Source organism: Sphingobium limneticum (assembly GCF_008710155.1).
GTDB lineage: Bacteria > Pseudomonadota > Alphaproteobacteria > Sphingomonadales > Sphingomonadaceae > Sphingobium > Sphingobium limneticum.
Genome location: NZ_VYPZ01000048.1, coordinates 1 through 12,640, shown reverse-complemented (window position 1 = coordinate 12,640; position 12,640 = coordinate 1). Strand labels below are relative to the sequence as shown.

11 protein-coding genes are annotated in these 12,640 nt (G+C 65.3%); 8 read left to right on the top strand and 3 right to left on the bottom strand.

What is annotated here, in order from left to right; all coding sequences use genetic code 11:
- From F4U94_RS23090 to F4U94_RS23080, 3 genes are all read left to right on the top strand, one after another.
- Window positions 1-1,508: vitamin K epoxide reductase family protein (locus tag F4U94_RS23090; RefSeq protein WP_249042111.1), on the top strand; the 1,508-nt coding region annotated here is incomplete at its 5' end.
- A 308-nt stretch (window positions 1,509-1,816) separates the two neighbouring features.
- Entirely contained in the window at window positions 1,817-3,700 is a 1,884-nt protein-coding gene (locus F4U94_RS23085) for a cytochrome c/FTR1 family iron permease (protein WP_125999889.1), read from the top strand.
- 432 nt (window positions 3,701-4,132) lie between these two features.
- Window positions 4,133-4,600, top strand: coding sequence for a YybH family protein (locus F4U94_RS23080; protein ID WP_066769725.1), 468 nt, complete (start codon window positions 4,133-4,135; stop codon window positions 4,598-4,600).
- Window positions 4,601-4,904: 304 nt separating this feature from the next.
- Here the strand turns inward: F4U94_RS23080 and fliE are convergent, their stop codons facing one another.
- From fliE to traA, 3 genes are all read right to left on the bottom strand, one after another.
- Window positions 4,905-5,351 carry a flagellar hook-basal body complex protein FliE gene (gene fliE, locus F4U94_RS23075; RefSeq protein ID WP_197421634.1) on the bottom strand — a complete coding sequence of 149 codons (447 nt, stop codon included), beginning with the start codon at window positions 5,349-5,351 and terminating at the stop codon, window positions 4,905-4,907.
- Window positions 5,352-5,820: 469 nt separating this feature from the next.
- A complete protein-coding gene (locus tag F4U94_RS23070) occupies window positions 5,821-6,531 on the bottom strand; it encodes a DUF6118 family protein (RefSeq protein ID WP_066769714.1) in 711 nt (236 codons plus the stop codon).
- 14 nt (window positions 6,532-6,545) lie between these two features.
- Complete coding sequence (gene traA, locus F4U94_RS23065; protein ID WP_066769713.1) at window positions 6,546-9,632, bottom strand: Ti-type conjugative transfer relaxase TraA; 3,087 nt, start codon at window positions 9,630-9,632, stop codon at window positions 6,546-6,548.
- A 152-nt stretch (window positions 9,633-9,784) separates the two neighbouring features.
- Here traA and F4U94_RS23060 point away from each other — a divergent pair, with 152 nt between their 5' ends.
- Genes F4U94_RS23060 through F4U94_RS23040 form a run of 5 tightly spaced genes read left to right on the top strand, consistent with a single transcriptional unit; the run spans window position 9,785 to window position 12,574 of the window.
- Window positions 9,785-10,042: a hypothetical protein gene (locus F4U94_RS23060; RefSeq protein ID WP_066769712.1), complete on the top strand. Its 258-nt coding sequence runs from the start codon at window positions 9,785-9,787 to the stop codon at window positions 10,040-10,042.
- Window positions 10,042-10,371, top strand: coding sequence for a conjugal transfer protein TraD (locus F4U94_RS23055; RefSeq protein ID WP_066769711.1), 330 nt, complete (start codon window positions 10,042-10,044; stop codon window positions 10,369-10,371). Before F4U94_RS23060 ends, F4U94_RS23055 begins: the two co-directional genes overlap by 1 nt.
- A 13-nt stretch (window positions 10,372-10,384) precedes the next feature.
- Window positions 10,385-10,609, top strand: a complete 225-nt coding sequence (locus F4U94_RS23050) for a conjugal transfer protein TraD (protein WP_066764083.1) — start codon at window positions 10,385-10,387, stop codon at window positions 10,607-10,609.
- Window positions 10,609-10,908 carry a hypothetical protein gene (locus tag F4U94_RS23045; protein WP_066764079.1) on the top strand — a complete coding sequence of 100 codons (300 nt, stop codon included), beginning with the start codon at window positions 10,609-10,611 and terminating at the stop codon, window positions 10,906-10,908. The genes F4U94_RS23050 and F4U94_RS23045 overlap by 1 nt, the downstream gene beginning before the upstream one ends.
- A 1-nt stretch (window position 10,909) precedes the next feature.
- Window positions 10,910-12,574 carry a type IV secretory system conjugative DNA transfer family protein gene (locus F4U94_RS23040; RefSeq protein ID WP_150412324.1) on the top strand — a complete coding sequence of 555 codons (1,665 nt, stop codon included), beginning with the start codon at window positions 10,910-10,912 and terminating at the stop codon, window positions 12,572-12,574.
- Window positions 12,575-12,640 lie beyond the last annotated feature (66 nt).

The window sequence follows — 12,640 nt, the reverse complement described above, 5'->3', positions numbered from 1 at the left end:
GGATGGATCACAGCAAAATGGACCACGCGGCGATGGGGCACGGGTCCGGCGCCGCGGTCGCGGCCATGTCGGACCACGGCGGGCACGGCGATCACATGGCCTTGATGGACCGCGATGAGCGCCGCGCGCGCTGGGCGCTTTACGCCAACATCGGCCTCGGTCTGTGGCTCGCCTCAAGCCCGCTCATCTACGACTCCATGACCACGCAGAGCGTCGGTGAAGCGGCGCGGTTCGTAACGGTCGATCGCGGACTGCCGTCGATCGAGTGGCGTGCGAGCGCGCTGGCCGTAAGCGATCTCGTCAGCGGGCTTGCTATCGCGCTGTTCGGCGCACTTTCGCTCGTCCCGCGCACCAAGACATGGGCGCAGTGGGCTGTCGCGTTCATCGGCATCTGGCTGTTCTTCGCGCCGCTGATCTTCTGGAGTCCGAGCGCCGCGCAGTACAACAACAACCTGCTCGTCGGGTCCGCAGTCATCGCGCTGTCGGTGCTCGTGCCGATGATGCCGGGCATGAGCATGGCCGGCATGATGGACTCCAAGAACATCCCGCCTGGATGGACCTATTCTCCGTCCACCGATGCTCAGCGGCTGCCGATCGTCGCCATGGGCCTGATCGGCCTTCTCACCTCGCGCATCCTGACCGCCTACCAGCTGGGGCACATCGATAGCGTCTGGGAGCCCTTCTTTGTCGGATCGCTGACCGACCCCCGCAACGGGACGGAGGAGATTATCACGTCGGGCATGTCCAAGGCCTGGCCGATTCCCGACGGCGGGCTTGGCACGGTGAGCTACGTGCTCGAGATCCTGATGGCGGTGATGGGAACCCGCGACCGCTGGCGGACGATGCCGTGGATGGTGACCTTCTTCGGTATCCTGGTCATCCCGCTCGGCGTCGTCAGCATCTACTTCATCATCAGCCAGCCGATCGTGATCGGCACGTGGAGCACGCTGGCGCTGATCGCCGCGCTCGCCATGCTGATCATGATCCCGTTCGCATTGGACGAGGTCATTGCCATGGGCCAGTTCCTCGCCTGGGCGAAGCGCCGCGGCAAGCCGCTGATCCGCACCTTCTTCCAGGGCGACGCGGTCGAGGCGGGGGCCGAGGACGCATCCGACGTGATGGCCTCGCCTTCTACCTTCTGGGCGGATGCGAAGCGCGGGCTGACGCTGCCGTGGACGCTGGCGGCCAGTATCGTGCTCGGCGCCTTCCTGATGCTGACGCGGGTGATCCTGGGGAACGAAGGCGAGATGGCGAACAGCGACCATGTGGTCGGCGCCCTCGTGATCACAGTCGCGATCATTGCCACCGCAGAGGTGGCCCGCGCTCTCCGCTTCATCAATGTCGCGTTCGGGGCATGGCTCGTCGCTGCCCCGTTCCTGCTGACAGGGGCCGGCCCCCTTGGGGCGATCGTGTCGGTGGTCGTGGGAATCGCGCTCATCGGGCTCAGCCTGCCGCGCGGCAAGCGCAGCCCCGAACATTATGCGAGCTGGGACAAATACGTAATTTGAGGCCTTACTCGCCTCCAGAGAGGAGGGGCACAGCATGGCGCAGTCCAGGTACCGAGTTCTATCCGGGCGGTCATTCAGGCGGCGGGGGTGATGACGGGGGCGGTGGACCGCGGCTACAGCTTTAAGCGAGCATCGACACTGTTCCGGTACGGTCCAGCATGCTAATGCGATTCCTTCGCAGGATCGTTGGTGGCCTGCGGCTAAGCTGCATCGCATCGAGACAAAGATAATATGAAGTGAAGCGCCTCAAACTTGTCCTCCTGCGGCTTGCCATCACGCTCACCGCGCTGTTCATCCCGGCCGCGACAATGGCCGAACCCGGCGACGTGCAAACCGCATGGCGGCTGCTCGACTATATCGCCGTCGATTATGGCGGTGCGGTTGCCGAGGGCCGGGTCAAGAGCGCGGCCGAATATGCCGAGATGAACGAGTTCTCCGTGTCCGTTACGACGCGGCTGCGCGATCTGCCGGCGAAGCCGGAACGGCCGGCGCTGGTTCAAGGAGCCGACAACCTGCAAGGGATGATCGCGCGCAAGGCATCGGCTGAACAGGTGGCGACCACCGCGCACGGGCTGGCGGCTGATCTGCTGCGCGCCTATCCAGTGCCGCTCGCGCCCGACAAGGCTCCGGACCTCGCCTCGGCCGATGCGCTGTTTCGACAATCCTGCGCGTCCTGCCACGGCATGACGGGCGACGGGCATGGCCCCGACGCCGCCAAGCTCGATCCGCCGCCGATCGCGTTCACTGATGCCGAGCGCGCCCGCCAGCGAAGCGTGTTCGCGCTCTATCAGGTGGTGACGCAAGGGATCGACGGGACAGGGATGCAGAGCTTCGCCGATGTGGCGAACGATCAGCGCTGGGCGCTCGCCTTCCGCGCCGGGAGCTTCGCCTTCACCGACGAACAGGCGCGCGAAGGCGAGCGGCTGTGGAAGTCAAACCCGGCGCTTCGCCAGCGCATACCGGACCTGAAAACCCTCGTCGCGCTCACCCCGGCCGCGCTCGCCACCTCGATTGGCGAAGCGAAGGCCGATGCGGTCATGGCCTATCTCCGCCGCCATCCCGATCAGGTGATGCAACACGCGCCTGGCTCGCTTGCGGTTGCGCGCGCCAAGCTCGCCCAAAGCCTAGCGGCAGCGCGGCGTGGCGATGCGCGCGGGGCGAGGGAGCTGGCCTTGTCGGCTTATCTCGACGGGTTCGAGCCGGTCGAACCAACGCTCACCGCGCGCGACGCGGCGCTGATGGGCCGGATCGAAGGCGCGATGGGCGAGTTTCGCGCCGCGATCGACCGCGGTGCCTCGCCCAACGAGCTCGCGGAAAAGGTGTCAGTGCTCGACGGACTGTTCGACGATGCTGAAGCCGCGCTGGCGCCTGATGCCGCCACGGAGGCCTCCACCTTCCTGGGCGCATTCACGATCTTGCTGCGCGAGGGGCTCGAAGCCTTGCTCATCGTCGTCGCTATGATCGCGTTCCTTCGCAAGGCGGAGCGTGGAGAGGCGCTGCGCTATGTTCATGCCGGGTGGATCAGCGCGCTCGTCGCTGGCGGGATCACCTGGGCGGTCGCCACCTATGCCATCGGGGTCAGCGGCGCGAGCCGTGAGCTGACGGAAGGGTTTGGGTCGCTATTCGCCGCGGTCGTGCTGCTCTCGGTCGGAATATGGATGCATGGCAAGGCGCAAGCCGATCAGTGGCAACGCTATATCCGGGAGAAGATGTCGCGGGCGCTTACGGGTGGGTCGGGCTGGTTCCTGTTCGGGCTCGCGTTTATCGTGGTCTACCGGGAGGTTTTTGAGACGATCCTGTTCTATGCCGCGCTCTGGTCTCAGGGGAATGGCCCCGTGCTGCTGGCGGGTGCTGCGACCGCCGTTCTCCTGCTTTCGGTGATCGCCTGGGCCATGCTCCGCTACAGCCGTACGCTGCCGATTACGCAGTTCTTCCGCTACAGCTCATGGCTGATGGCCATCCTGACGGTCGTGCTCGCGGGCAAGGGGGTTTCCGCTCTCCAAGAGGCGGGCATCATCGCCATAGCGCCGCTTCGCGATGTGCCCAGGCTCTCAATGCTTGGCCTGTTCCCTACATGGCAATCCGTGCTGGCGCAGCTCCTGATGGCAGTGGCTATCGGAACCGGCTTCGCCTGGAACCGTCGCGGCCAGTTGGCAAGGCATCGGCTCACTGACATCGATGCAGGTCCATAATGGAGGGCGGCGCCCTTACGGCTGAGCCGGGAGGCGTCCGTAGGATTCCGCCGCCTTTACTGGATCGTGCAGCGCACCGCCTTCTCGGCCTTCACAGCGGCTTTGCGGCATCCGTTGATCGGCTCACGATGGCGCAGACCCTGTCGGCCGCTCCGATCACCTCCCGGCTCGCCGGTGCATGTTGCGCGAGTCGGCCCCAGGGGCGTAGAATAGCAGCCCCAAGAGCATCCCGCCGCCGCTGGCGGCACCTCATCGCCATATTTGGAATAGGCCTCGCCTTCCTGGCCACAGTGCACCGCAGAGCGCCCCACCGATCACCGGTGTATTGGGGGTTTGCTCGGTTTGTTGATACTCGCGATATCGGTACAAGAGTTCCTGGGGGCACCTTCATACATGGCGGCCTCAACCATCTGGCGTTCTCAAGGGGAAAACATGATTTTGGCATTGAGGGTGGCAGTAGCCACATCGCTGGCGACGCCGATCGCAGTCACCGCGCAGCCTGCGCGCGTCGCGGATACAAGGGCCGTGGAGACGGTGCTGTCGCAGTACAAGGCCGCGATCGAGAAGCTCGATGCGAAGGGGACAGAGCGATTCTTCGCGGCCGACTCGCAGATATTCGAAACGGGTGGCTCCGAGGGAACCTACACTACATACCTCGCCCATCATCTTGGGCCAGAGCTGGCGGCGTTCAAGTCGTTCACATTTTCCGACTACAAGGTCAGCGTTCGCTTTGAGGGACCGGTTGCACTCGCTACCGAGACCTACCGCTATCGAATCGAACCCAAGAACGGAGCCGTAGCCGAGCGTATTGGCGTCGCGACCAGCGTCTTAACGCGCGAGGGAAATAGCTGGAAAATCGTCAGCATGCACAATAGCGGTCGCAAGCCGAAAGGCTCCTGATCGGTCTATGGCCGCTACTGCTTCTTCGCTGGATTCGACGTAGCCGACTGCGGTGTCGCGCTGGTCGAATTCGTCGGGTGATCGTGCTCCGCTATGCCGGCATAATGGTTCATCTGATCCTCGGAGATGTCCGACGTTTTCTCGCTGCTGCCACAAGCCGTTACGGCTAGGGGTAACAGAAACATGGCCGCGATAATCGCCCTCGATCTTCTCATAACATACCCTTCGATGCCGAACTGAACCCATCATAGCTGATACGGTGCTTATTTGACTTGCTCACAATGATACGGTGGACAAGATTGCGCTAGACCGGCATGCTCATGATGTCCTTATACGCGGAAAGCAACTTATTGCGAACTTGCAGCGTCGCCTCGAACGCGATCGACGACTCCTGCCGCGCGAGCATGACCTTTGCAATATCGACCTCTTCGCCGCGCTCATAGGCGACTGTCAACTGGCCGGCGCGAGCGTTGATTTCATTAATCTTTTGAATCTGTGTTTGCAGTGTAGAGGTAAAGCCGCCTGGTTCCGTACGTTCAGTCCCCAAAATCCTTTGGTTTGAGCCAGGCCCTGCAAGCGAGTCTGCACCGTCCGCCTTTCCAAGCACGGTATCCATCGCTGCTTCGAATTTTGCTCCCGCACCCCCGGGGCTACCAACAGAACCCGCGCTGCTTGCTACATTTCGAAGCGCCGCATTCCTGTCGAGGATGGCGCTTCGCACGGCCATGACGTCGTTGAAGATGCTGCTCATGTTCACCCCGGTGCGACCTCTAGCATAGCTGTATAATCGCATCGCATGCGTTAGAGGATGGTTAACGACGCTTAGGAATGATTGCTTCATCGTAAAGCCGTGCGCCGATCCTTATAGGATTCGTCCAAGCCTGCCAGACGATGCGCGACCAGAGGTCTAATCATTGGCAGTTGACGAGATGGGACTCACTACATACGGGGCATTTTAATTGTGCAGCGCGCCTTCTCTCGCTAAATCAAAGGACAATCGCGCACGACACCCTTGCCGCTCGCGCTGGCAGCTTGGGTATGGGGGCTCACCTTTGCCACGCTGATGCCCCTACGCTGGCGCCTGACGGCGCTTTTTCCCTCGTCGGCCCGGCTGCCGGGAGTGCACCTATGAGCGGCATCGAAGTGCCTGCGCTGCGGGGTCGGCCCTGTACCGTGACATTACCGCCCCGCGCAACCCCGATCATGCTCGGGATCCACCCTTATTCTGTCGCCTGCTTGACCTCGATCGTGCAGCGCACCGGCTTCTTTGCCTTCGTCGCCGACTTGCGGCACGTCTCGATCGTCTCGCGATTGTCGCGCAACAGCTTGTCGGTCGCGACGATCGCCTCCCAGCGCTCCGGCGCAGCGGCCCGCATCAACCGCTGCCCCCCCTCCCATTGCGTCGGCGCGTCCAAAACGCGCGTCGCCACGCCTTCAGGCCATAGCCAGCTATCGGGCGTCAGACGCGCGATCGGCCCCGCCAACGCGGCATAGAACAACAGCCCCAGCACCAGGCCGCCACCGCCGAACAGATATAGCCAGCGATTCTGCTCGTCGCCGCGCCGCGCGGAAGCAAGCCGGCTCCCGATCTCACGCGCGGCCTGGTCCAGCGCCGTGCGCGCCTCGGTGATAAGACGCTGGTCCTCGCGGCGCGCGCCGATCGCCGCCGTCGCGATCTCGCCCGCCATATGCGCCGGGTCCATCGACAGGGCAGGGCTTTTCCGCATCGCGGCGATCTGCTGGGCCAGAACCCCCAGCACCTTTTCGGTACGCTCAAGCGTCGGCTGATAATCGGGAATGTCGATGGACTCGCGCGCGGCGGTCAGCCCTTCGACCGCATGACGCAGCAACGACACCTCGCCGCGCAACCGCTCGAACGCGGCCACTGGATCGTCGCCGGCATGGGGTTCGCGATACTCGTCCTCGTCCATGTTTGTTTCTCTCCCTACCGGCTAAGTCCACGGTCGCGGCCGATTCCCAGCTCATGCGTCAACTGGCGGCCCAGCTCGCCGCCGCCCATCTGCGGGCTGCGCTCCATGCCGATCTCAAGCCCCAGCTCGCGGGTGCGATTACGCAGGATCGATTCCACCTGTGGATCGCGCTCAAGGCTTTTCGCCATGCCCGCCATTTCCTTGCCCGCCTTCTCGCGGCCCGTCATGTCGCCGGCGCGATAGAGGCGGTCCCGGTCCTGGGAGAGCTGTTGCCAGCGTTCCACAAACCGATCGGCGCGCAAGTTCGGATCGGTGCGCACGCGAGCTTCCTGCGCCATCGCTTCGATCATCGGGCCGCTGCGTCCCGCCGCCGCGTCGCGCAGCAAGGCCGGATCGCGCTGCATCGCCGATGCGAGGTCGCGCGAAGCTCCTGGCCTGATCTGGTCAAGCGCCTCGGTCGCGCGCTCGAGCGCGACTTTCTGATGTTCCAACACCGGCCCGCCCGATGCGCGGGCCTGCAACACCGCCTCGGCCGAACGCGAGGTCCGCTCGACCGCGCGCGCGAATGTCCGATCCTGGCCGCGATCCGGCAACGCCGGCGTGCGCTCCGCGCCCTTCGCCGGCTCGGCCGACAGCTTCAACCCGTCGAACATGCCGCGCTTAGGCCTCTCGCCCTGGCCGCGATTGGTCGCCGGCGCTGGCCGCTCGGGTGCGGGCCGGAAATTGTCGAACATACCCCGCCGCGGCCGCCCCTCGCCAGCGCCGCGGTCGTCGCCCATCTGGCGTGAAGTTCCCGCGCTCGGCGCGAGGATCTCCACGCCCTTCCGCTCGGGCGCATCCGCAACGCGGATCTCACCCGACAGCCCGCGCCGATCGGCGAACGATTGCGCCTCGGCGTCGCGGTCGCGGAACATCGGATAGTCGGACGCCATATCCTTCGCCCGCTCGCGGCCCAGCGTGCGGACAAGCTTGCCGGTGTCGGCGAAGTCGTCGCGGCCATAATGGAGCTGCACGCCCTCGCGATGCCGCGACAGCGCCACATAGGCCGAATGGCGGTCCATCCCCGGCGTCGCCAGCACATGCGCCTGATCGACAGTCACCCCCTGCGATTTGTGGATGGTGGCAGCATAGCCATGATCGACATGGGCATAGTCCTTGAGGTCGAACGCCACCGATCGGCCATCGTCGAGCCGCACCGCCATGCTGTCGGGCGACACCCGCTCGACCTTGCCCAGCAAACCGTTCTTCACGCCAAGCCCGCGCTCGTTCTTGAGGAACATGATGCGGTCGCCGCTGGCGAACTCCCGCGCGCCGCGCTCGGCCGACACGCGCACGTCGTCGCCCAATTCGCCCGACGCGCGCAGCCGATCGCGCGCGGCCAGGTTCAGGTCACGCACCTCCGCATTGGTATGGGTGAGGATGATCCGGGTCTTGTCCGGATCGGCGCTGCGCTGCGCGTCCCATCGGTCGACCAGCTCGGCCCGGGCCTGCTCGCGCGTGTCCGCCGCCTGCACCATGCCATGCGCCTCATAGGCATGGACGGCCTTGCCGGTCCTGCCCGTCGCCAGCGCCCGCGTGGCGTCTTTCTGCCAGTCCTCATGCTGCCGGCGAACCTCGCTGATCTCGGCCGCCCCATGCCGCTCGGCCAGCGCGCGAAACGCCGCGCCCGCCTCGATCGCCTGCAACTGCTCAGGATCGCCGACCAGCACCACCTTCGCGCCCGCCCGCTCGGCCGCCGACAGCACCCGCTCCATCTGGCGCGTGCCGATCATGCCGGCCTCGTCGATCACCAGCACGTCGCGCGGACCTAGCAGCTCCCGGCCCTGGTCCCACTGATATTCGAGACTGGCGATCGTGCGCGAGGCGATGCCCGATCCGCCTTCCAGGCTCTCCGCCGCGATCCCCGACAGCGCCGCGCCGCGCACCTGGTAGCCAGCGCGCTCCCATTCGTCGCGCGCGACCCCCAGCATGGCGGATTTGCCGGTGCCGGCGTAGCCGACCACGATGGCAATATCCTTCTCGCCGGTTATATGCGCCAGCGCAGCTTGCTGCTCTCCCCCGAGCACCAGGCCCTCACTCCCGGCGGCGTCCAGCCCCCTTTGCAGCGACGCTGCCGGGAGACCATGCCTCGCCTTGTCGGCAAGACGATCGGCGGCGTGTTCCAACCGCTGCTCGGTGTCGATCATATCGCGGGAGGTAAAGCGGTCCTCGCCGCGCCCGTCCTTGCCCAGCCCCACCAGCTCGGGCGAGGTCCGCACCGCGCTCATCACCTGGTCGAACTGATCCTTGCCGTCGCTGTGCCGGAACGCGAACTGCGCCAGGTCGCGCCGCGTGAACGTCGCCTGCTGCCGGGTGATCGCGTCCAGCGCGATCTCGGGCCGCGCAATGATCTTCTCGCCATTCTCGCGCGCGATCCGGGCATGGTCCTCGGCCCGCTCGGCCTCAAGCCCTTGTTCGGGCATCCGCGACGCAGCCGGTCCGATCTTGTGTTGCGGCTCAAGGTCAATGCCCTGCGCCTCCAACGTGCGATGATCTATGCGGGCATCAATATCCAGCTGGGCCAACCGCTCGTTGACATGATCGGCCCACGCCTCGCGCCACTCCTTCAGGAGCGCATTGCTGTTCCACTCGCGCACCTTCTGCCCGAAGCCCTCGGGGCCAACCTCGCGCATCGACAGCATGACATGCGCGTGCGGCTTGGGCTCGCCGTCCTTGCCCCTGTCCCAATGCACATTGAGGTCCGCGACCATGCCCCGATCGACAAACTGCTTTTCGACGAAATCGCGGGCGAGGCTCACGCCCTGAGCCGTGTTCATCTCGCGCGGGATCGCGAACTCGACTTCGCGCGCCAACTGCGCGTCCTTGCGCTTCTCGCCGGCCTCGACTTCATTCCACAGGCAAGCGCGGTCGTTTAAACGCTCCGGTGCGCCTTCGGGCAGTATGATTTCCGAATGGACGACGCCTGCCTTATTCGAGAAATCATGGTCGCGCCCGAGTCGATCATCGTGCAGCCGTTCCGCTGCACGATAGGCCGCGCTTGCAACCGCGCTCGATCCGTTGGCGCGACTCACAACCTTGGCCGAGAAATGGTAGATCGCCATGACACCCTGCTTATTGCACTTCTGAGCGCACGTCGGCAACGACGTATAAGCGCGCACTCACAATTCGCTTCGCTTCTCGCGATTGACTTGGTGGCGCTTCTGGCTTGCACTTCGTGTGGGGTCTGGCAAACTGCTCTGGCTAGGAGAACACAATGAGCCGTGCCTACGAAGATGCGATGGAGCGACGCAGCGACAAGTATGTTGCCCGCTCACTGGGTATCGATGCCGATACGCTCGCCGATTACCCCTTCCAGCTTGACGAGAATGCCAGTGACGACGGGGTGGTCTATGGCTGGCGCGTTCTCTGGGATGAGGAAGCGCCGCCCGGTGTCGATGTGAACGGTGCGGCCGGTTCGCTGTGGTCGGACATTCCCGCCGCGCCTGATGAACCCGACGAGGATGATTCCTGATGCGGAAGGTTCGCGATTACGATGCCGAGCTAAAGGCGCTTGGCGACAAAGCCCGCTCGCTCAAGGCGAAGCGGGTCGAACAGCTCGGCCAGCTCGTCGCCGCGACCGGGGCCGATGCGCTCGATGCCGAGACGCTGGCGGGCGTGCTGCTCGATGCTGTCGGATCAAAGGACGCGGGCGCACGGGAGGCGTGGCGGTCGAAGGGCGCGACGTTCTTTCAACGGCGCGGGCGCAAGGGTAGTGGCGCTCCTGCAATCGACGGATCGGCTGCTCAAGCTGAACCGCTCGGCGATGCTGCGGGCGGAAGCGGTGGAACGGCGAACCGATAGCAGGGGCTGGGTCGTGCAACGCCGCGAACGAACGCGCCATCTGATCGAGCTGGGCGGGCTGGTCCAGAAAGCCGGCCTGGTCGAACTGACCGACGACGATCGCGCCACCCTCTACGGCGCGCTGCTCGATCTCGCCGGACGCGCGCGCGGCGATGATGCCGGGGACGTGCTGGCGCTGTGGAAGCGGCGCGGCAAACGGGCATTCGATGCGGAAGGCGAAACGACGGAGGCGAGCTGATGGCGGATTTCGATATCGAGGCGGTGCGGGCGCAAGTCCGGGCAATGGATTTCACGCGCGGCACGTCGGCGGAAATCGCCATGTGGCGCGAGGACATGGCGGAGTCGCGCGCCAACCTCGTCATCGAGGACATGATCCCTACGCCCAACGACGATGCGTTTTTCGACATGCTGCTGGATGAGGGGGTGTCCCCTGCCCTCACGGTGCAAATCCTGCACCGGCTCTACAATCATCCCGACGCCAATCCCGCGCTGGCGGCGATCACGCCCATGACCACGGCGGGCGTGGAAAGCCGGTAGCATGGGCCTCGCGCGCGCCACCCGTAACCTCGCCCGCATCGCCCGCGCCAATCCTATGTGGGCGCTGCTCGGCCTCCTGCTCGCCCCCTTCCGGTTCGCCCGCCACATCATCGGCATGGGCGTGTTCGCGGTCGCGCTGTTCCTCGGGCTGTTCGCCCTGCTGCTGCTGTCGATCTGGGTTTTCGACCTCGACAAGAATGGCGTCGTCGCTCAGCTTGGCGTGTTCGGGATCAGCGGTGCCGTGGTCCTGGTCACGGCCTGGATGTTCGTCCTGCCCCTGCTTCGCCGGTTCGACTATGGTGATAGCGCCGACACGCATGGTTCGGCCCGCTTTGCCACAGCCGGGGAAGCCCAGGCGCTCAACGACGATCACGGCCTGCTGATCGGTCGCGACGTGAAGACCGGCAAGCCGATGCGCTATGCCGGTCCCGCCCATCTGCTGACGATCGCACCCACCCGCACCGGCAAGGGTGTCGGCACGATCATCCCCAACCTGCTGGAATATCCGTTCGCGGTCGTCTGCATCGACCCCAAAGGCGAGAACGCCCGCATCGCCGCGCGCCAGCGCGGCAAGTTCGGCGCGGTCCATGTCCTCGATCCATTCGGCGTCACCGGCCTCGCCTCGGCCGCGTTCAACCCGCTTGATCGGATCGACCCGCACGGCCTCGATCTCGCCGACGACTGCATGACGCTGGCAGATGCACTGGTCCACGATGCGCCCGGCGAAGCGGGCGAGGCGCACTGGAACGAGGAAGCCAAGGCGCTGATCGCCGGCATCCTGCTCCACATCGTCACCACCGAACCGCCCGCGACGCGCACCCTGGATACGCTGCGCGACCGGCTGACCCTTGCCCCGGCCGCATTGGCGGCGCAGCTCGCGGCGATGCAGGCGCAAGGTGGCCTGGTCGCGCGCGCCGCCAATCGTCAGCTCGGCAAGTCCGACCGCGAAGCCGCCGGCGTGCTGTCGGCCGCGCAACGCCACACGCATTTCCTCGACTCCCCGCGCATGGCGGCGGTGCTGGGACGCTCGGACTTCACGTTCGCCGGATTGAAGGACGCGCCGGCGACGGTGTTCCTCGTGCTGCCACCCGATCGGCTCGCCAGCTATGCCCGCTGGCTGCGGCTGATGGTGGCGCAAGCCCTGACCGAGCTGGCGCGCGCGCCCGGTCGTCCGCCTTGGCCGGTACTGTTCCTGCTCGACGAGTTCGCGGCGCTCGGCCGTCTCGAACCGGTTGAACGCGCGATGGGGCTGATGGCGGGTTATGGCGTCCAGCTCTGGCCGATCCTCCAAGACGTCCACCAGCTCCGCGCGCTTTACGGCCAGCGCGCTGGCACCTTTCTGTCGAACGCCGGCGTCCTCCAGGTGTTCGGAGTCAACGATCAGGACAGCGCCAAGCTCGTCTCCGATCTGGCGGGGCAGGAAACCGTCGTGTTCGAGACCATGAGCCGCGCGATCGACGCGGAAGAAACCGGGATCTCCTACGGGCAGCAGAATGTCGGCCGCGCGCTGCTCACCCCCGATGAAGTCCGCACGCTACGCCCCGATCGCCAGCTCCTGTTCCTCGCCGGCCAGCGACCGATCGTCGCCGCCAAGCTGCGCTACTTGGCCCAGTCGGCCCGAAGCTGCGATTTTGGCCAGGTTGAAGAACGAACACTGAACGCTTGATTGATTCTACCAGGACCGTTGCTGACCACCGACCTCGTAGATATCGGCTTCCATGGAGCAATTGTA

Excerpts from the sequence above, each read along its gene's own strand:
- F4U94_RS23085 (WP_125999889.1), top strand. The coding sequence starts at position 1,817 with ATGGCCGAACCCGGCGACGTGCAAACCGCATGGCGGCTGCTCGACTAT.
- F4U94_RS23080 (WP_066769725.1), top strand. The coding sequence starts at position 4,133 with ATGATTTTGGCATTGAGGGTGGCAGTAGCCACATCGCTGGCGACGCCG.
- fliE (WP_197421634.1), bottom strand. The coding sequence starts at position 5,351 with ATGAGCAGCATCTTCAACGACGTCATGGCCGTGCGAAGCGCCATCCTC.
- F4U94_RS23070 (WP_066769714.1), bottom strand. The coding sequence starts at position 6,531 with ATGGACGAGGACGAGTATCGCGAACCCCATGCCGGCGACGATCCAGTG.
- traA (WP_066769713.1), bottom strand. The coding sequence starts at position 9,632 with ATGGCGATCTACCATTTCTCGGCCAAGGTTGTGAGTCGCGCCAACGGA.
- F4U94_RS23060 (WP_066769712.1), top strand. The coding sequence starts at position 9,785 with ATGAGCCGTGCCTACGAAGATGCGATGGAGCGACGCAGCGACAAGTAT.
- F4U94_RS23055 (WP_066769711.1), top strand. The coding sequence starts at position 10,042 with ATGCGGAAGGTTCGCGATTACGATGCCGAGCTAAAGGCGCTTGGCGAC.
- F4U94_RS23045 (WP_066764079.1), top strand. The coding sequence starts at position 10,609 with ATGGCGGATTTCGATATCGAGGCGGTGCGGGCGCAAGTCCGGGCAATG.
- F4U94_RS23040 (WP_150412324.1), top strand. The coding sequence starts at position 10,910 with ATGGGCCTCGCGCGCGCCACCCGTAACCTCGCCCGCATCGCCCGCGCC.